The following is a 20,514-nucleotide window of genomic DNA, read 5'->3' on the forward strand; positions in this document are numbered from 1 at the left end:
AACCACATTAGGTAGCGCGATGATTGGTAATGTGAAAGCGCGGCCGTAGTTGCCCGCTTTTTCCGCCGTCTTATGCAACTTTCGTTATCTGGGAATGGATCGCGGGTTGTTTGCCACGTGGGTATTGATCTTGCGAATGCTCCATTCAACAGAATCTCTCATCGCGCGCCCCAACGCCAGGTCAAATGCATTGATCAGATCCGGCGTCTGATCGCTTGCCGCCACGACGTTTTCTTGGAACGAGCTGGATGCAACGATTTTATCTTCGTATTCGTCGATCACCTTGATGTTAATACGAACTTCGACGCGAATTTTGGCTCCGTTCTCGGTATTTTCGATCACGACCCCCTGAAACTCTCGAAGGTCCGGGGCTATTACATAATCGGCCCGCAGGCCAACGGTTGAGCGTCCAACAGCTGCGACTTTGCCCGAGTTCTCAAAGCTTTCAACCAACAAGGTTTGAACGATCAAGGGCGCGCGATCCACCCAGCGGGCGCGGGGCAAATATTGAACCTGCAACGAGGTGGGCTGAATGGCAATCTGGTCCGTGTTTACAGCGGCAGTTGCCGTGGGTTCCTGAACGACGATCTGCTTTTCAATCCTGGGCAGCGCCGAGGAAAACGTGCTTTTTGGGGTCAGCAGATACAAATCATTCGGTTTCGCCGCTTGTTGCAACGTGCCCAGACCAGCGCAGCCGCCAAACAACGCGACCATCAACATTGCAAGTGCAGGCTTGATCATTGACGGAACTCCGATGCTTGGGTGCCCAGAAGGAAACGTGCCGGATCGCGTTCAACTTTGTCTACGAGGCGATCCAGACTGATAACAAGACGCTGGGATTCTTCGATGAAACGAACAAACTGAGGCAACCCGACCCGCAGGAAGTCTGACACTTGTCGGCGGTTGCTCTGAACAATGCCGTCGATGGTTCCCAGCAATTCGGACGCGGAATTTGACGCGCTCAGGACGTCGTCCGAGATCTGGTCGATCTTTTCCGTTATGCCCGCGACGGTTTCAGTCACCTGATTGGCCGCCTTCCGGACATCTTCCGCAACAGGTGCCACGTCTTCCTCCATGACACGATTTGCAGAGTCAAAAGCGGATTCTGCCGAAGCCAGCGCCCCCTTGGCGGACTCCATCGTCGTAGTAATCGAACCAAGCGTCGAATTGGCGTTCATCACGGTTTCGTTCACAATTCCAAGGGTAACGCTGCCTTCATCAGACAAAACGGTCAATCGTTCAGCCAGTTGCGAGCCTCGCTCGATGAAAGGCTTCACGTCCTGCTGCAAAATGCGGTCCGCCGTCTGAAGGGTTGTTTTAGCTTCGTCCAGCGCTGTCTTGGCGGACTCGGATGCTGTTTTGACAGCTTCCAGTGTTTCAGAGCCGGTCTTGAGCGTTGTTTGCGCAGTTTCGATCAGCGGGTCCAGCCGCTTTGAAAACGCGCCAATATCCTGCGCAGCGCTGCCGATGTCATTTGCCACGGATTCAAAACTTGTCAGTGTATTGTCCAGTTTACCTGTGGCCGAAGCAAGATTATCCAGAATACCGCTCACAGCTTCCCTGTTTTTGTCATCGACGACTTTGTTCAGGTTTTCCAAAAGCGTTACGGCTTCATCCAGAACTTTTGGCGCGCCTTCGAACAGGGATTGAATTGTGCTTCGTTTGCTCTTGATAATGCTCTTTTGTGGCAATCGTTCGGCGTTAGCGGATCCCCCTGTCAGTTCGACATAACCAACACCAGTCACACCAAGTGACTGAAGCTGTGCGATTGTATCATTGGTTATCGGAATGTCTGCGTCCACTTCGATCCGCACGCGAACCTTTGACGGATCATTATCATCCAGTTGCAAGGAAACGACCTGCCCGACCGGCAGGCCGTTGAAGTTCACGCCGCTGGCTGCCGACAGACCTGCGACATTGTCAAATAGTACATCGTAATAAGCGTATTGGCGCGTGATCTCAAACTTGGCGAGCCACAGGAAAAAGCCGAATGCGCCCAGCAACCCTGCAAGAGTAAACGCGCCGATCAGGATGTAGTTCGCCCGGGTTTCCATTGCCTTTACCTGTTTTGCCCCTTCTGTTGCGCCGCGCGGGCGCGGGGGCCTGTGAAGTATTCCTGTACCCAAGGATGGTCGACCTTGGTCATGTCCTCAATCGGACCTTCAACCAGTACGCGCTTTTCTGCAAGCACTGCAACGCGGTCGCAGATCGCGTAAAGACTGTCCAGATCATGGGTGACCATGAAAACGGTCAACCCAAGTGCCTGCTGTAATTCGCCGATCAGTTCATCATACGCCGCTGCGCCGATCGGGTCCAATCCTGCGGTTGGTTCGTCCAGAAAAACGATCTCGGGGTCAAGGGCCAGCGCCCGAGCCAGCGCAGCGCGCTTGCGCATGCCACCCGACAGTTCTGACGGAAACTTGCCGCAACTCAGCTGTGGCAGTCCCACGAGGCTGATCTTCAACGCACCCAGAGACTCCATTAGTTTTTCGCTGAGACCTGTGTGTTCCCGCAACGGAGCCATCACGTTTTGCAGCACGGTCAGTGACGAAAACAGTGCCCCGTCCTGAAAGGCAACACCCCAGCGGCGTTCGATCCTGCGGCGGTCATCCTCTGGGCCATTCAGAACATCGACGCCCAGCACCTCGATTTCTCCGGCGGCGGGTTTGTTCAGCCCTACGATAGTTCTGAGTAATACGGATTTACCGGTGCCCGACCCGCCAACGATTCCCAGAACTTCTCCCTTCCAGACATCAAGATTCAGGTTTTCGTGTACCACCTGGGTACCGAACTGAGTTCGGAGCCCGCTTACACGAATGACAGCCTCACGGTCTGTAGTTGTGGCGACTGATGGCTGTGGTGTATCCCCGGTCATGTCATATTCCGATCTCTGAGAAGAAGATCGAAAACAAAGCGTCGATTGCGATCACCATGAAAATGGATTGAACAACTGATGCTGTCGTACGTTGACCGACACTTTGGGCGGACCCTTTGACCTGCATTGCCTGCCAGCAGGCAATAACGCCAATAACGAGCGCAAAGAACGGAGCTTTGATAAGACCGACCGCCAATTGCCAGACGTCGGTGTTTTCCTTCAAGCGAGTAAGAAACATGCCGGGGCTTACCCCCAGGTCGATCCAGCTCATCAATGCGCCACCAAACAGACCCGCGATATCGGCGACAAATCCCAGTATGGGCAGCATGATCAACAAGGCCAAAACGCGGGGAATGACCAAAACTTCGATCGGGTCCAGACCCAGCGTTCGCATTGCGTCGATTTCTTCCTGCACTTTCATCGAACCGATAGATGCGGTGAATGCAGAACCCGAGCGCCCGGCAACGATTATAGCAGTCAGCAATATGCCCAGTTCACGCAGAACCGAGATCGAGATCAGCTCGACAACGAATATCTCAGCTCCAAATTGCTTCAACTGGGTTGCGCCCTGAAAGGCCAGTACGACACCGATCAGAAATCCCATAAGGGCCACGATTGGCAGTGCTTTGAACCCGGTCTCTTCCATGTGTGTGACCAGCGCTGCCTTGCGCAGTCGCCATGGCATGACAATGGTACGAAACAGCCGATGCAGTGTCAGACCCAGAAATTCGAGGATGGAAAGCGTATCCCGCCAGGCACCTACGGTGATGTGACCCATCTGTGCGATCAAATCCAACAGACTTCGCGGTTTATCAAGTTCACCGGGTTCGTCGGGTATGCTGCGGGTTACAGTATCTATCAGAGTGGCATGTGCCGGTTTCACCCCTTGAAATTCAAGTGTTGCACCTTGCGACGTGAAGCGTTTGCCAAGGTCCGCGATCAGCCAGGCACCGCCGGTATCCAGAGCTTCGACCTCGGACAGATCGAGAACAAGCCTGTCTCCGGTTGGGCGGACAGAGGCAAAACCTTGTTCAACGGTTTGAAGCGATTGCGTGAGCAGCTCTCCGGATATGCGTACACGAGTACCGCTGGAATCGTGTTCTGAGATAATCGAAGGTTGCGTCATGAGGTCATGTGAATTGAAACATTCAATGACCGCAATGGCTTTGTGCCATTGGACTTCTTTTTGCCGCGCTGGATGGCCTTGACGTCACGCCGACCGTCGCATTGGAGCTATGCAGAACAGGTGCATGCCAGAGGTTGTCGCACAACAACTTTGTCGGGATAGCACGTCTTTGCCTGACCGACAAATTGGTTGCGCTGTGGCGGGAAGCAATACACATTCCGCGTTGGTTATTACGGCGCGGAATCGGAGAAGTCGGTATGCATCAGACCAAGAACGTCTTGTTTGTCATCATCGACCAACTTAGAGCGGATTGCCTGTCCGGGGCCTTGGCAGACCATGTGAACCTTCCGAATTTGCGGGCTTTTATGGATGAGGCCGTGACCTTTACCCGACATTTTTCGGTCACCAATCCCTGTGGTCCCTCGCGCGCATCGATTCTGACCGGCCAATATGCGATGAATCATCGGTCGGTAAGAAACGGAACGCCGTTACGGCACGATACCCCAAACATCGCCACGGAGATGCGCAAAGCTGGTTACTTGCCAATGTTGTTTGGGTACACAGATACCTCCGCCGACCCGCGCGTCCATGATCCCAATGACCCTGACCTCAAGTCTTACGAACAGTCGATGACTGGGTTTGTTGAAGTTGTCGAAATGCGCCTTGAAGAATCATATCCTTGGCAAGCGCATCTGATGAAAAAGGGGTACCAGTTCGAAAAGTACTGGGATGTCTACAAGCCCGTTTCGCCCGACGGTGGACACCCGCGGCTGAATGATCCCGCGCTGTATCGGGCGGAAGACAGCGATACAGCTTTTCTGACAGATGCCTTTCTTGATGGGATCGCGCCGCATCGTGGAAACGGTTGGTTCGCCCATTTGACCTATATCCGCCCGCATCCGCCCTTGGTCGCACCGGCCCCGTACAATGACATGTATGACCCGGCGGATATCCCTCTGCCGCACTGCTTGCCGAGCGCAGCAGCAGAAAAAGCACTGCACCCGTTCTTCGGACCAAAGCTGGATACCTTTAGCGCGAAAAAGTTTGTTCATGGTTTCGATGACGTTGAACCTACGGACGAAAACATTCGCACCTTGCGTGCTATATATCTGGGCCTGGCGACCGAGGTTGATCACCACATCGGTCGTGTTGTCCAGTACCTGAAGGACAGCGGGCAATACGACGATACATTGCTGGTTATCACCGCCGATCATGGTGAAATGCTGGGGGATCGACACAGCTGGGGCAAAATGACGGTCTACGACGCAGCGTATCACACACCGCTGATGATCCGTTTGCCCGGGAACGAAGCTGTAGCGGGAAGCAAGATCACCGTTCCAACCGAGTCCGTGGATGTCACTCCGACCATACTGGACTGGATTGGACAGGCTGCTCCGAACGCTATGGATGGTCGGTCCTTGCTGCCATTGTTGCGCGGTAATATCCCAGACGATTGGCGCGACTATTCTTTCAGTGAACTTGATTTTTCAGAACCTGAAAACCCGACGCTGTGGCAGCAAGACTTGGGGACCGGTAACAGCGACTCGTGTTTGGGAATATTGCGGGATGAACGGTTCACACTGGTCGAGTTCGCTGCCGACCTGCCCCCGATCCTGTTCGACCACCAAGGTAAGGGCGAATTCGAGAACGTCGCGGAGAATCCAGATTTTGCAACGGACCTCGCACGGTTAAGCCGACAGATGTTGCGCCACCGGATGAGAAATATGGACCACACATTGTCCTTGCATTCGATCACATCTGAGGGTGCAAAATCCCGCCCCAGATACACATCTTAGAACGCGGTTTTTTGTCAACGTTCATCTGTTCTAACTATACCGGGCACTCGGTCACGGGCAGGTGTGTCGACGTATTTCTCTTTGCGCATTCGCGGATTGGCAAAAGCACTTGAACGAAGGCAGAGTCCGAAACGCCTCCCCTCAATTCCACTACCCGTGCATGATTTCTGATGCTAGGCATGAGCCGTGGAGAAAACGAAGTTGGACATAACGGAAAAGCGTATCAAGGCGATGACGACCGCTGGGCTGAACCTGATCGGTCAGGCGCTTTCCATTTATGACAACAAGTTGCAACTGGTGCTCAGCAATCGCCGCTTCCAGGAAATGTTCGGTTTGCCGGATGAGCTGGTTCAAAGGGGCGCTCTGTTTCGCGACACGATCCACTTTCTTGCCAGCCGCGGTGAGTATGGCGACGATGAAAGTGTCGAGGAAATGGTCAATTTACGTGTCCAGCAAGCCTTGGCGTTTGAGCCCCACTACATGGAGCGTGTACGCCCCAATGGGCAGGTTGTTTCAATTGAAGGCGCGCCGCTGCCCCAAGGCGGGTGGGTCGCGGTCTACACGGATATCACCGGCACGCGGCGGGCGGAAAACCTGTTGCGGGCGCGGTCAGAGGAACTGTCGGAACAGTTGCTGAGCCACGCGGAAGAACTGTCCGCAACCAACCGCAAACTTGCGGCCACGATCGCGGCGCTGGAAGAGGCCAAGCGGGAACTGACCGAAATCGAAGCGCGTACTCGTATGGTGACCGAGATGATGCCGGCTCATATCGCACATTTGGACAGCGACGGCCGTTACGATTACTCGAACCGCCGCCTGAGCGCCGTCATGCCCGGGCGTCCGTCCGATATTCTGGGGCTTCACATTTCTGAAGCGCTGGGTGCGGCCGCCTTTGAACGGGTTCAGGCCCATTTGCTTAAGGCCTATAGCGGAGAGCCGTCGGTTTTCGAGTTCACAGAAGATCAGGATTCCCGCCGTATTCGGGTTTCGTTTACGCCAGATGGGGCAGGGGGTGTGTACGTGATGTCGGTGGACATCACCGAAGAGACACAGGCACGCGTTGCATTACAACAAACCCGCCGCCGGGCGATGGCAGCCCAGATGACCAGCGGGCTTGCCCATGACTTCTCCAATCTGCTCACTATCATCCTTGGGATGCAGTCCCGCCTCGACAAGATGGATTTGCCGGATGGCGCGCAGGAACTTGTGGCCGCAACTCAACAAACGGCGCGCCGGGGCGGGCAGCTGTTGAACCGGATCGCCGACATGACTGGAAACCGAACGCCGCAACCGCAGGCCACTGACATCGGGGGATTGTTGGAAGACCTGAGGATCCTGGCGACGCCCTCGCTGCCTCGCGGTGTGGGCCTGTCCGTCGTAAACACCTTGCCAAAACAGACATTGATGCTTGATCCGGGTATGGTTCAGGATGCGCTTTTGAATTTGGTTCTGAATGCCAGGGATGCCTGCGGGAGCACGGGCCAGATCACAATCAGTGCACATGCCATTGGTGAGATCTGGATCGAAGTCACGGTTTCCGACACTGGGCCGGGGTTTTCACCCGAGGCGCTTGAAAAGGCGCTGAACCCGTTTTTCACAACAAAAGGGAGCGACGGTTCGGGTCTGGGGCTGCCGATGGTTTATGATACGGTCAAGCTTGCTGGTGGCGATCTGAATCTAAGAAATACGCCATCTGGGGCCTCAGTTGTCATGCGTTTGCCTTTTCGGCCCGCTCCTCCGGCGCAGGACGGATTGGTACTGTTGGTTGAAGACAGCGAAGACCTGCGCGGGCAGTTTCGGGACATGCTGGTGGATTTGGGCTTTACTGTCATTGAAGCAAATTCAGTTGATGAAGCACTGGCCTTGATATCAAGTGTGAAGGACATTTCGCTGGTCTTGTCCGATATCCGTTTGGAAGGACACGGTACAGGCTTGGATATCCTTGAACAGTTGAAACCGGGGTTGCCGCTTATCCTTATGACATCTCTGCCAAATTCAGATCCGCTGCATCAACGGGCCCTTGCTTTGGCACCTGTTTTGCGTAAACCGTTCTCACAGGCCCAATTGTCCGCTCTCATCCAAGCCGAGGCCGCCTGATGTCGCAACCAATGGTGACCATTCTCGACGACGAACCCGAAATTCGGCGCATTCTGACGGATGCGCTGGAGGATGCCGGTTTCAGAACGCAGAGTTTTTCGCGTGCCAGAGAGTTTGAAGCATCCCTTAATCGAGTAACCCCTGATGTCTGCCTTGTGGACCTTTCCTTACCAGATACCGATGGGCTGGCGCTTGTTCATCGCTTGGCGCTAGAACAGGGTGCAGCAGTGATCATAATTTCTGGCCGGGCGCAGGTTCAGGACCGTGTGACAGGACTGGAGCTTGGCGCAGATGACTATATTACCAAGCCGTTTGACCCTACCGAGGTCGTAGCCCGGGTACGGGCCAGGTTGCGCGCGCCGCGCGGTCGGACATCACAATCGGACAGGGCGGAATTCAACGGCTGGATTGCGCATTTTGATCGGTATGTTCTGGAAGACGGGTCAGGGGCTGAAACACCTTTCAGCCATGCAGAAGGCGAGGTTCTGCGTTTGTTTCTGGAAAGCCCCAAGCGGCTGATCAGCAGGGGGCAGATGCAGGAATCCTTGGGCGGTGCAGCGGGCGACAGCTTTGATCGTGCTATGGATGTCAGAATCTCCAGGTTGCGTACGAAACTTGGTGAAGACCCGAAGAATCCGCGCCTGATCAAAACGATTTACGGTGCTGGGTATATTTTTTTAGGGGATGTCGACTGGAAATAGCGACGCTCTGTTGGCCAGAGTGTGAACCTGAATTTCTTTCGATCCCCTCTGCGTCAGGCAGTGTAGATAGAAAACACAGTAAGCGTCGCAAGAACGAATATTTTGGTCTTTGCGCTCACTCACGCAAAGCTTGATCTTTTATCTTCACGACAGGTTCCAGTAGATACTCCAATACGGATTTTCGACCTGACAAAATGTCAACCTCTGCGATCATGCCGGGTATGATTTCCACTGCGACACCATTTCCATCGAGCATGGTGTTGCTCGTGCGGATTTCCACAACGAACACCTCTTCATCGTTCCGCTCTGATCGTGTGACGGTATCGGCGCCAATCCGTACGATTTCACCATCCAGCGCCCCGTATCGCGCAAAATCATAAGCCGTGATCTTTACCTTTACGGGCTGTCCAGCACGCAAGAATGCAATATCTTCGGGCTTTACGTAAGCTTCGACCAATAGTGTGTCGTCCAGGGGAACAATCTCGACAAGATCTTCGCCACTCCGCGCCAAACCTCCAATGGTGGTTCGGTGGATGCGGTTGACGATCCCGCGAACCGGAGAGCGAACCTGCGCTCGTGCAGCGCGGTCGCGTAGGGCAGGCAAGGCGGGTTGCAAGGCCGCCAGTTCCGCAGTTGCAATGGCCAATTCAGTAAGCGCTGCACTTCGAAATCGGCTGTGAGCAGCTTGAATCCGATCATCTATTTCATTTAAACCGGTTTGCAACCTGCTGGTCACGGCTTCGGCACGGACTTTGCGGCCGCGCCACTCGGCTTCGCTGCGCCGTAACGCCAGCAATGTCGTTGCCGGTTCCATTTGCCGCTCAACAAGCGGAGCTATGATCGCACGCTCTTCACCAAGCACTTTTAAGGTTTCGTCTGCTGTTACCTGATCCACGAGACCTTCTTCGTGTTCTCGCTGCTTTTGCTCACGTTGTCGTTCTAAGATGGCGATTTCTGCCGCCAGCTCTGCTTGCCGACCCTGATACAGAGCAGTTTCCGAACGCACGACACTGGGCGCACCTTCGATCAGCTGAGCACCGAAATTCAATTGCGTACCATCTATTTCTGCCTGCAGTCGTTGTGCACGGGCTTGCAGCCCGAAAGCGCGCTGTTGTTCCTGGCTAAGTTGGCTGTCGATTTGTGTGGCGTCCAATTCCATCAACAATGCCCCTTTGTCGACCAACTGGCCTTCGCGCACATGAAGCGACCGCAGCACGCCAGGCTCGGCGGCGTCGATCACCTGTATGTCTCCCGAAGGCACGATCCGCCCATCGACCCTCGTTACGTCATCCAATTCGGTCAAATGCGCCCACAACCCGGCCGAGACAATACACGACAGGATCAACAGCAAGAGCAATGAACCACGAACGGGGGACCGCCCCTGCATTTCGCGCGCCAACTTCGCCAGATCAGGATGCTGCGACATTCAGGTGCCTCCCTTTCTGGCGCATGTGCTGCGTCAGCAGGCTCTTGGGTCCATCAACAGCGATTTTTCCGTTTTCCAGAACGATAACCCTGTCCACAAGCTCCAGCAGACTGGTTCTGTGCGTTACAATGACCAAGGTTGACCCGGAGGTTGACGCACTCAGGCGTTGAACCAGTTGGGCTTCGGTTTTGACGTCCATCGCACTGGTTGGCTCATCAAAAAGTAAAACCGGAGGTCGCCCGACAAGTGCCCGTGCCAGGGCGATTGCCTGCCGTTGCCCACCGGAAAGCCCCTCACCGCGTTCAGCGAGTTGAAGGTCATAGCCCGAAGGATGGCTGTTCACGAATTCTTCGACACCGGCAATACGGCCGGCTTCGACGATGTCGCAATCTCTGGGCCGGACTGCGCCACTTGCGATATTGTCCCTGACAGACCCCGAAAAAAGCCAGACATCCTGCAGAACGGATCCGATATTGCGTCGCAAGTCACCCGGGTCGATCTGACGTATGTCTAATCCATCAATCATGACCGAGCCCACTCGCGGCGTGTAAAGCCCCAATAGCAGGCGCGCAATCGTGCTTTTCCCGCACCCGATTTGACCGAGAATTGCGACTTTCTCGCCAGGCTTGATTGTGAATGAGACACCATGCAGGGTATCTTCGCTTTGGTCAGAATACGAGAAATGCACGTTATTGAAGGCAATTGCCCCTTTGAAATCAGAGCGGGTCAGCCATGTGCGCCCCTCCGGGCGTTCGCTTTCTGCATGCATTAGCGCGTTGAGGTTGCGATAGGCGCACCTGGCCTGATTTATGCGGGTCAAAGTCTGTGCCAGTTGACCCAGAGGGGCCAGAGCCCGGCCGGTCAACATTACCGAAGCCACCAGCGCACCCATGCTGGCTTGCCCGTTTGTGATCAGAAAAACACCAAGAAATACGACAAGCACTTGTGCGGCCTGTTGGGTGAATCCGGTCAGGTTCAGGGCAAATTGCGTGACGGTTCGGCTTCGTGCACCATGCGCTGACTGCTGTTCGATGGCCTGTTCCCATCGTGCGCGCATTTTTCTGCCTGCTGCCGTTGTTTTAATGGTTTCAAGTCCCGAGACAGCCTCAACCAGAACTGATTGCTTGGACTGTCCATCGGACAAGCTTCGTTCCGCCATCCTTGATAAAACTGGCTGCACCGCCAAACCTGTCAGGAGCACCACCGGTACGGCCAGTGCAGGGATCAAAGCCAGTTGTCCCCCAACCAGATAGATCACCAGGATGAACAACCCAATGAAAGGCAGGTCAACAACGGCCACCAGCGTCGCGGATGTAAAGAATTCTCGCAGAGTTTCAAACTCGCGAATGGTGCTGGTCATGGCACCGGTAGACCCAGTGCGCGATTTCATCTGGATGTTCAGCAACTGGTCGAAAATGCGCCGGCCCATCAACAAGTCGGCTTTCTGCCCGGCCTTGTCGATAAATCCCGCCCGCAGCAACTTGAGGGCAAAGTCAAAACACAGTGCCAACGCCACACCCAGGGTCAAAGCGATCAGAGACTCTGTTGCTTCGTTGGGCAATACCCGGTCATAGACCACCATGATGAAAACGGACGTAGACAAACCAAGGAGGTTTGCCAACGCCGCAGCGAGTGCGACTTGAACGTATGACCACCGGCTGGCGGACAGGGCGTTCCAGAACCAGTGACCGCCGTGTGAACCGGGCCCGTCCAATGTTTCGCCGTCGTGATGGCGACGGAACAGGATTGCGTAACCGGTATGACAGGCTGCCAGCCTGTCTTCGGAAACTTCACCGATACCTTCGCCAAGCTCTGGGTCGAAGACCAAAAAGGCGCCAGCTTGCGTCCGTCCGTGAAAGACAACGGCTTTACCCTTTGCCAACAGCAACAGGGTGGGTGTCAGATTGTCATCCAAGTCGGAAAGGCGCATTGCCCCATACCCCGCCTGCATGCCCGCCTTTGGCGCGAGGGCGAGAATGTCCCGTACTGTCAAATCCCCATCTGCGCCAGTTTGCGCCGCGTGCAGCGCCGCGAGACTCAATGGCCGTTCAAGTGCCGACGAGATATTCAACAGACAGGCTTCAAACGGTGTAAGTAACGAGGCATCGGTGGCAGGGTGGGATGCGTTCATTGTGTAGTGCCCCAGTCGCCCAATGAAACCCCAAGCAGGTCGAGTATGTCTCCGGTCAGGCTTAGGGCTGCATAATTGGTTAGAAAGTAGCTCTGTTCCGCAAGGATCAAACGTTCCTGAGCATTTACGTAGTCGCGCTGAGCATCCAGAATTTCAATGAGGCTACGGCGGCCGATTGAAAATTGTTCACGGGATGCAGCGACACTTTCCGCGTTAGCCTCTACGGCAATCCGGGCTTCGCGTAACCGATCGGCACCCGCTTTTTGATCCGAACGGATAAAACCCAACTCTCGCGTAATTTCTCGGATAAGCTGCTCGCGCGCAAACTCTGTCTCTTTGACCAACGATTCCGCCGCTGCTATTGCGGCGCGGCGTTGGCCGGTGCTGTCCAACTCGTAATTGAAAGAAAGATCCACTCCAAAATTCGCGTCACGATTGTTATCCTGGTTTGCGAATGCGGCGACCCTGACATCAGGGCTGCGGCGCGCTTGCGCTGCGGACCATTCCGCCTTGGCGGCCAGAAGGCTTGCATCGGACCGCCGAACCTGAGGACTGTTCATTATGATCTGCATGTCACTTCTTTCCAGCCCAGGTGCCGGAACTGGTGCAGAAAGAGTGCCAGGTTCATCCCCAAATACTTCGCGGAATCGCGCTTCGGCGCGGTCTGTGCGCGCATACGCATCAGCCAGCTTTGTGCGCGCATCGGACATGCGTGACCGGGCTGCCAGGACGTCGGCACTTGAACCGACGCCGTTTTCTGTTCGGTCGGTTATCTGGCGAACAAGCTCTTCATGGGTCAAAACATTCTGTGCTGCGATGCTTTGAATCTTTCGTTGATCGAGGACAAGTACATAGGTCTCGATAGCTGCGAGCGCAGTGGATGAGGCCGTTTGAATCTGATCGCCTCTGCTTTCCAAGACACGTGCCCGCGCAGCGGTCAGATCCCCTGAAGCCGCCCCGCCGTCGTAGACCAATTGTGAGACCCTCAGATACGGCGATACATCCGCAATATCTGATGCAATCCTTTCAGATCGCGCGTTTAGCCCCAGCGAAATCTCCGGGAGAAAAGCGCCTTCAGCCGCGTTTTGTTTGGCCTTCGCGATTCCCATTCTGGATTTGACTTGCGCCAGGTTTGGGCTGTTCTCAACCGCCTTTTTTACCCGCTGCCCGAAGGCGCTGTGACTGAGTGTTTTTGATGGTTTAGTTGCCCCAGCACCGGCTGTTTGGGCTGCGAAGGACATCGTCACAGGCGTCAAATCGGGTGGACGCGTGCAGGCGGAAACCGAAGCCAGAAGCAGACTGAGCGCGACAAAATACTGCGAATACTTACTAAATGGCATACTGACCCTCCTGCCACCGATGGTCGAGCAAGCTTTCCTTTCGTTGGGCGGCTGCCAGCGCCTCCATAAATTCTGAAGCACCCGACCTAACGCCGGTCGACGACTTTTTCTCCAATTGCTCGACGCGCATTTGAGCTGGCAAGAGCCACGCGCAATGAGTCAAGGAAACTTGGTGGGCATGTATGAGGCGCAGGCCTCCGTTCATGGCGAGCAATGACAGATGCGCTGAAGGAACTTGCCGCAAGGCACCCAGCTTGACACCAAAGTAACCATCGAGGCATTCGTCCATTTGTGCGCAGGCGAGTGGGGAAAAAAGCCCCATAACGCCTATCGTACGGCACAACTGATATGTGTTCTCCAGTGATGCTGTAAGAGTGCGAAAGAACGCCTGGACATTTCGCAGTTCAGCCCCCAGCGCTCCGGTTCGGTCAAAGAATGGCTCATCGTCAGGGTTGTCGGTAACCAGCTCCAGGCTTTCGTTGACAAGCAAGTCAAACTCCCCCTCTCCGGTTTTGTCCTGAAGCTCAGGTGGTCGGGATTGAAAGGGCACACACCGTAGTGCCGAGGGAACATAGCTTGCGCGCCATTCCCCTTTTGCTGACACGTATGGCGTCGGTTTGTCTGGTGTCATCGATAAGATTGCCACGGGGTAAAATCCCCGTTTGGATTTCCGGAACGCGATCGGAAAATTGGCCGCTGCCTGTAGGATCTCTGCCTCAGCCACCGGGCAGTCGACCATATCGCGCGCGAATTCGAACGACGTGTAACGTTTCCAGAACCGATGACCATGTCGTACTCGTGTGACCGGGGTTAAGCCATTCTGTGCCATAACTGCCTCGTGTTTCTGATGAACGCCAATTTGTTCCTGAGCTGGCTCAGGCCGTCGCACCGGTTGGGTCGGTGTGTATGATGTTGTCGGCTGTCAAGCCGCTGAGATCGGCGAGTCCATGGAAAGTGGCGAGGGTCTCGACGTTGGCATCGCCAGGTGTCACGAAATCAACTTTGATCAGGACACTGTCCGTTCCGTCCGTTGCCATCACATAGAGCGCGTCACCTGCAATTGCTCCGGCAAGGCTCTCTACAGCCGTTTCGAGTGTAACGGCATTGAGGTCTGCAAGAACGGTATCGAGGCCTACAAATCCAGTGTCTGTGCCCAATGTGTCACCGACAGTAAGAAGCTCAAAACCCGTGCCATCACCTCGGAGCGTAGCGACATTCAGTCCGCTGAACATCAGAGCGTCGGTTACATCTGCTGCGGGCCCAATTGTGAAACCGGTTATGCTGTCTACGCCATTGTTGTTCGGGTCGGCTTCAAAGACAACGACGTCACGCCCGGCTTCGGTGATGTCAATGCTGTCATCGCCACCACCGCCACGAATGATTGTATCCGTGTTTGCCGCGGTTAGGATGTCATTGCCATTGGTGCCAAACTGAACTGCAACAGGTCCACCTTCAGGTGTTTTTATCGTTAACTCAATGGGTTGAGCAGCGTCCTGTACTGTCATCGTGAAGGTGACAAGAGGCTGAGACAAATCGGAAAAAACAGTCGCCGCGCCAGCGAAGTTGATGATGTCACCTGTGCCTGGGTTTGCCAGGAACAAATCAAACGCGCTGTGTTCCGTGTCTGATCCGATGTCGAAAGTGGCGACAGATGAGTCAAACTCAAGCTCCGCTGTAAAAGCCAAGCCACCAGAGACGTCACGATTAGCATCTGCATAAATGGCAAATGTAACGGTTGATCCACTGCGCCCGACCTCTGAGAGCACGTAGGCAGCTGGCTCATGAGCAACCGCCTGATCCGATACAGGTAAGGGATCTGGTCCCCCTGCAACGGTTGCCTGGGCTGATATATTCAGGGCATCCCCAGCTTCTATGGCGGCGAAATCTGACGACGCAACAGCCAGTGTCCAGGATCCGTCCGCGGTTACTGTCGCGCTGCCGACGGAACTGCCGTTCAGCAAAACATCTACAATCTGGCCGTTTGAAAGCCCGGCAGAGGAACCGCTGACAGTAATGCCTGACGCCTTGGCATCAGCAAGGGCCACTGCGTTGTTCACGCCGACATCGTCCAGCATCAGAACTGGCCGAAAGTCCGTTGTTACCGAACTGCTTGCCGCTACTGCGCTGTTGCCAGCGATATCGTCAACTGTTGCGGTGATGGTGTAGTTTGTTCCATCGGAAAGCGCACCCAGGTCGCTGGCTGGCACAGTTATCGCCCAGGTTCCACCCGATGCAACACCTGTATAGGTTTGCCCGCCAAACGTGACAGAGACTATTTGACCATCTTCCGAGGTCGTCGTGCCTGAAATTGTCAGGTCTGTAGCTTGTTCCATTACATCCAATACGGAGCCAACCGGCAAACTGTCGATCGTGATTGCTGGCGCTGTAAAATCGGTTGTGAAACTCGTCGAGATTTGGTTGCCATTCCCAGCAGTGTCTGAAACAGAAGCCGTGACATTATAGGTACTTGCGTCCTGGAGGCCTGAAAGTTCGGCAACTGTTGCGGTGTAGGTCCAGACACCACCGGTTACCGTTGCTGTACCGCTTACATCTACAGTTCCGTCTGCGCGCGCGATCTCCACAGTAATGACCGTTCCATCCTGAGCGTCAGAGGTTCCCGAGACAATCAGGTCGGTACCTTGCTCAGCAGCGTTCATGACAGTGCCGTCAGAAATACTGGTTATTCCCAGGGTAGGGGGTGTGAAATCGGTCGTGAAACTGTTGCTGGCCTGTGACGCCGGATTTCCTGCGGCGTCGGAGACATCCGCCGTTACCGCCACGGTGGCAGCATCAGAGAGGGCCGCAAGGTCGGCAGCGGGGACAACTGTGCTCCAAGACCCTCCGGTGGCTGTAGCAGTGTAAATTTGACCGCTCAAAGTGACGGTCACAACTTGGCCATCTTCGGCCGACGTTGCGCCCGATATTGTCAGGTCCACCGCTTGTTCGGCAGCATTCATGAATGCGCCGGTCGAGAACGTGTCGATGCTGAGGGTCGGTCCTGTGACATCTTTCGAAAGTGTCACATCAGCCTGAGGGGCTGTCAGCCCGTTTGCGTCGCTGACATCTGCGGTGATCTGAAAGCTGCCTCCGTCGGCCAAAGATGCCAGATCACCGGCTGGGACAGTTACAGTCCATGTTCCGCCCGTCACTGTCGAGGTATATGTTTGACCATCCAGTGTGATGGTGACTTGCTGGCCATCTTCGACATTGGCGGTTGTCCCGCTTATAGCCAAGCTTGCCGCAGCTTCAGCGGCGTTGAGAACTGCGCCGACGGAAAGCGGAGATATCGAAATTGAGGGGCCGGTCAGGTCTACTGGTACAGTAACAAGAATCGGCACGGCCGGGTTGCCTGCGATATCCTCGACCGCCACAACAATTGCAGCAGGTGTTCCGGTGGACAGACCGCTGAGGTCAGAATTGGGGATCGTGACAGTCCAGTTTCCGCCTGTCGCAGTGCCGGTGTACACCTGCCCGTCGAACGTGACGATGATGGTTTGCCCGTCCTCGGCCGTGGTGGAACCCGTTAAGGTTAAGTCACCAGCCACATCAATCAGGTCAATTGATCCACCCGCAACAGGATCCAGAGAAACACTTGGCGCGGTGAAATCCGTATCAAAGCTTCCGCTGGCCTGTGCGGCCGGGTTTCCAGCCGCGTCAGTCACGTCTGCGGTGACATTTACGATTGCGCCGTCAGGCAAGGCGCTAAGGTCAGCCGCCGGGACGGTTACGCTCCACTGTCCTCCGGAAACCGTACCGGAATAGCTTTGCCCGTTCAGTGAAACCGTTACGATTTGCCCGTCTTCAGTATCAGTTACACCGGTGACCGTCAGATCGGTGGCCTGCTCTGTCAGGTTGAGTACCGGCCCGTCAGAAAACCCGGTGATCGACAGGCTTGGCGGGACCGTATCGATGTCAAACTGAACGGATTGTGTCGACAGCTCGGCCCCCGACCCATCCAGGTTCCTGATGGTCACCGTCGACACACCCTGTGGAAGCCCGCTGGCTTCGGCTGCTGTCAGAGAGATGCTCCAGCTGCCATCGGGGTTGGGTGTCACGGTTTTCACCAGTGACCCTATTGTGACTTCGATGGTCGCAGTCCCTTCGGGAGCGATGGCGTTGGTGCTGACGTTGTTCAGTGCTGTGGATTGCAGCTCGGCGAGGTTGAGGCTTGTGTAAGTCGGGGTGGGTTCGGATACGACGGGGCTGTCTTCACCGCCACCGCCGCCACCTCCTGCGGCCGCAGCCGCCCCTGCCAGGCCCAATCCGCCCAACGCCGCGCCGGCACCACTGATGCCGCCTGCGGACGCACCCGCGGAAACACCTGCTTCCACGGCGCTGAACTGGGCAATCTCCTGAACCGCGTTCTCAGCGATCATGATGGCACCGCTGTCCAGGATCTGGACGTTTTCAGCTGCCACGATCATTGTCCGGCCATCGGCCATTTTTAGAAGAACATCGCCATTCTTCATCAACTTGACCGAGCGAACGCCTGGAATGGTTTCCGCGAACTGGAAAGCATACAGTTCTTCGATTGTGGCTTGTGATAACGCGGGCAAGGCCATCAAAGTTGAAATCAACCCGCCGGCCGCGCCGCGCCCTGCCCAGCGGCCAAGTTTTCCATCGATCCACTGGCGAATGTGTTGCTTGCGGTCCGTTTCCGAAGGTTCAGCCGCCGGACGGTTGTTGAACTCTGGTGCTTTGGTCATCTTACCCTCACATGTGGTTTCCGCGATCACCGAAATGGAAGACAGATCGCGCTGATAACGGCTGGCTCATCTGTCTTTCCCACTGGTTACTGTTGCGATCGAAAGTGAAAAATTGAGTTAATCTGAAACCGAACTTCTCGTTTTCACCACAATTCCGCTTTTGTTTCGGTCCGTGCATCAGGTCATCTTTTGGTCAAGGCCAGGGGTGGCGATGGAGGTGTGGCTGTGATGCTTCAATTCGAAGGTGTGGTGGCAACGGGGAGCGCGGCGCTCGATTCAGGTATCGGCGATACGGCTTTAAAAACGTTTAACGGAACCACGTATCTTTATACCGTCACCGGACCGGGTGGCGGCGTCGCGGTCTGGAGGCTGGTCGAGGGCGCGTTACCGCAACTGGTCGACACGGAATATTACAGCGGCACAATCACGTTTCACGTTGGTCGCAGTGGCACACCGATAACGCTGGCGGGATCCGAACAACTTGTACTGGATGTGAATATGGCGGTCGGGTTGGTCGGATATGACCTGAACGTGGATGGCACCCTGGACAGCCTTACGGAAACCGGATCTCTGGCAGGAGGAGGAGATATCTCGGCGATTGTTCAAGTGTCGATCGGACCCATGGATGTTCTGGCAATGGCTCATGAAGAAACGGGTCAAATCGGGACATATCTTGTTAATCCAGATGGAACGCTGAGCCTTGCTGGTCTTGTTGCTGGCTCTGGAGACGCGATGCAGACGCTGCGCGCAGGAACAGACCATTTCCTGATCTCAAGTGATGCGGCCAGCAATACAGTCTCAACTTATCGGATCGACAGCATTTCCGGTCAGTTGACCGAGATTGACAACAGTTCAGCCATGGGAACCCTTGGAATCTCGACTCCGACAGCCGTCGAAACGATCGATGCCTATGGCAAGCCCTGGGTGATCGTGGCGGGCGCAGGCAGCAACTCGCTCAGTATGCTTCAATTGAAAGCTGACGGCAGCCTGAGCGCCACAGACCATATTCTGGATTCGCACACGACCCGCTTTGAATCCGTGCAAGACCTTGAGGTCGTGAACATCAACGGGCGCGTATTCGTCGTGGCGGGTGGCGGCGACGATGGGCTTACATTGTTCACGCTGACACCGGAAGGCCAGTTGGTCTATCTGGACAGTTTCGCCGACACTTTGAGTAGTGGATTGCAGAATGTCGAATCGCTGAGCCTTGCTCACGTCGGCAATGAGTTGCAGATTCTAGTTACGTCGCAACAAGACGCTGGAGTCACTGTCATTTCGGTTCCTGTCGATGATCTTGGGGTCGTGGACAAAGGGTTTGGAACAGTATCGGGGACGGCCTTAGACGACATGCTGAGCGGCAGTATTCTGGATACCACCCTGATGGGTGGCGATGGCGATGACATACTGATAGCAGGAACAGGTGCTACGACCATGTCAGGTGGGGCAGGGGCCGACATTTTCGTGATGCAGTCGGGCAGCGGTCTGACCACGATCACGGATTTTCAACCGGGTGTGGACCGTCTGGACATGTTCGACTATTTGCTGTTGCGGTCCCCTCAGCAACTGACATTCACCAGCACCACCCAAGGGGCGCGGATAGAGTATCGGGGCGAGGTGGTGCAGGTTCAGTCCGCTTCGGGCGGAACGCTGACCAGTACCGATATTTTCGGGGCCGGGTTTGAAGGCCCCGATCACATTCCGGTTGAATTCGGTGATTTCGGCGGTTTGACGCCGGACAGTTCGGATGGCGTGCTTGGGCCAATCACAGTGGACAGCCAATCTGCTAACCCCGGATTGTCGGATGCAGAGATCAAGTTCACACCGGTCGGCGGTGGCACGGTATGTGTCACGGCTGACGATCAGGGGCAATTTGACTTGGACCTTCCGGATGGCACGTTCCCCGGAAGACTGGACATCGTCAAACATTATTCAACGGCGAGCAAAGAGATCGACGCGATGGATGCTTTGCAAGTGTTACGCATTTCGGTTGGCCTCGATCCGACATGGGGGCCCGCCGATGCGGAAAACCTAATCGCAGCGGATATCAATCAAGATGGAACCATCAATGCCCTGGATGCACTGGCGATTTTGCAGGTGGCTGTTGGGAAAACCACTGCGCATGAACCTCAATGGGTCTTCTTGGATTCAGATGCGGATTTGTCGGGAGTTACAAAAAGCAACGTTGATTATCAGACTGGAATGGATGTTGTAGCCATAGACGGGGTGATAACCGCCGATATGACGTCCATTTTGCTCGGCAACCTCGAGGCGGCATGAATTGAATTGAACGGTGCTGCAACTCAGTCATTGCAAGCC

At 55.3% G+C, this 20,514-nt stretch carries 12 protein-coding genes and 3 pseudogenes; 4 read left to right on the forward strand and 11 right to left on the reverse strand.

The window, feature by feature from the left end:
* Window positions 1-84 precede the first annotated feature (84 nt).
* The 4 genes from ACR0J7_RS11470 to ACR0J7_RS11485 are packed head-to-tail and all read right to left on the reverse strand — an operon-like array spanning window position 85 to window position 4,001.
* Entirely contained in the window at window positions 85-741 is a 657-nt protein-coding gene (locus ACR0J7_RS11470) for an ABC-type transport auxiliary lipoprotein family protein (RefSeq protein WP_267366949.1), read from the reverse strand.
* Window positions 738-2,054, reverse strand: a complete 1,317-nt coding sequence (locus ACR0J7_RS11475; RefSeq protein ID WP_480899965.1) for an MlaD family protein — start codon at window positions 2,052-2,054, stop codon at window positions 738-740. Before ACR0J7_RS11475 ends, ACR0J7_RS11470 begins: the two co-directional genes overlap by 4 nt.
* Before the next feature lie 5 nt (window positions 2,055-2,059).
* Window positions 2,060-2,875, reverse strand: coding sequence for an ABC transporter ATP-binding protein (locus ACR0J7_RS11480; RefSeq protein ID WP_480494154.1), 816 nt, complete (start codon window positions 2,873-2,875; stop codon window positions 2,060-2,062).
* A 1-nt stretch (window position 2,876) separates the two neighbouring features.
* On the reverse strand, window positions 2,877-4,001 hold the full coding sequence (locus tag ACR0J7_RS11485) for an ABC transporter permease (protein WP_480519934.1): 1,125 nt from the start codon (window positions 3,999-4,001) through the stop codon (window positions 2,877-2,879).
* Between the two features lie 257 nt (window positions 4,002-4,258).
* On the opposite strand from ACR0J7_RS11485, the gene ACR0J7_RS11490 reads away from it, so the two are divergent.
* The 3 genes from ACR0J7_RS11490 to ACR0J7_RS11500 all read left to right on the forward strand — a co-directional run bounded on the left by ACR0J7_RS11490 (window position 4,259) and on the right by ACR0J7_RS11500 (window position 8,595).
* Window positions 4,259-5,797 (forward strand): alkaline phosphatase family protein, encoded by a 1,539-nt coding sequence (locus tag ACR0J7_RS11490; protein WP_480773678.1) that lies wholly within the window; start codon window positions 4,259-4,261, stop codon window positions 5,795-5,797.
* 201 nt (window positions 5,798-5,998) lie between these two features.
* A complete protein-coding gene (locus ACR0J7_RS11495) occupies window positions 5,999-7,894 on the forward strand; it encodes a PAS-domain containing protein (RefSeq protein ID WP_480773699.1) in 1,896 nt (631 codons plus the stop codon).
* Entirely contained in the window at window positions 7,894-8,595 is a 702-nt protein-coding gene (locus ACR0J7_RS11500; protein WP_480483716.1) for a response regulator transcription factor, read from the forward strand. The genes ACR0J7_RS11495 and ACR0J7_RS11500 overlap by 1 nt, the downstream gene beginning before the upstream one ends.
* 115 nt (window positions 8,596-8,710) lie before the next feature.
* Here the strand turns inward: ACR0J7_RS11500 and ACR0J7_RS11505 are convergent, their stop codons facing one another.
* From ACR0J7_RS11505 to ACR0J7_RS11535, 7 genes and pseudogenes are all read right to left on the reverse strand, one after another.
* Entirely contained in the window at window positions 8,711-10,021 is a 1,311-nt protein-coding gene (locus ACR0J7_RS11505) for an HlyD family type I secretion periplasmic adaptor subunit (RefSeq protein ID WP_480899968.1), read from the reverse strand.
* Window positions 10,005-12,152 carry a type I secretion system permease/ATPase gene (locus ACR0J7_RS11510; RefSeq protein WP_480870511.1) on the reverse strand — a complete coding sequence of 716 codons (2,148 nt, stop codon included), beginning with the start codon at window positions 12,150-12,152 and terminating at the stop codon, window positions 10,005-10,007. The genes ACR0J7_RS11505 and ACR0J7_RS11510 overlap by 17 nt, the downstream gene beginning before the upstream one ends.
* Complete coding sequence (locus ACR0J7_RS11515; protein WP_480899972.1) at window positions 12,149-13,492, reverse strand: TolC family protein; 1,344 nt, start codon at window positions 13,490-13,492, stop codon at window positions 12,149-12,151. Before ACR0J7_RS11515 ends, ACR0J7_RS11510 begins: the two co-directional genes overlap by 4 nt.
* A complete protein-coding gene (locus ACR0J7_RS11520; protein WP_480899974.1) occupies window positions 13,482-14,321 on the reverse strand; it encodes a SapC family protein in 840 nt (279 codons plus the stop codon). The genes ACR0J7_RS11515 and ACR0J7_RS11520 overlap by 11 nt, the downstream gene beginning before the upstream one ends.
* A 46-nt stretch (window positions 14,322-14,367) precedes the next feature.
* Window positions 14,368-15,585 (reverse strand): annotated as a pseudogene (locus ACR0J7_RS11525) (adhesin); the annotation flags it as partial.
* 9 nt (window positions 15,586-15,594) lie between these two features.
* Window positions 15,595-15,906, reverse strand: a pseudogene (locus ACR0J7_RS11530) (Ig-like domain-containing protein); the annotation flags it as partial.
* Window positions 15,901-18,198, reverse strand: a pseudogene (locus ACR0J7_RS11535) (Ig-like domain-containing protein); the annotation flags it as partial. The pseudogenes ACR0J7_RS11535 and ACR0J7_RS11530, both read right to left, overlap by 6 nt.
* Window positions 18,199-18,426: 228 nt before the next feature.
* Between ACR0J7_RS11535 and ACR0J7_RS11540 the strand changes: the two are divergent.
* Window positions 18,427-20,475, forward strand: coding sequence for a dockerin type I domain-containing protein (locus tag ACR0J7_RS11540; protein WP_480914351.1), 2,049 nt, complete (start codon window positions 18,427-18,429; stop codon window positions 20,473-20,475).
* Window positions 20,476-20,514: the final 39 nt, after the last annotated feature.

This window comes from Ruegeria sp. O4 (assembly GCF_056535125.1).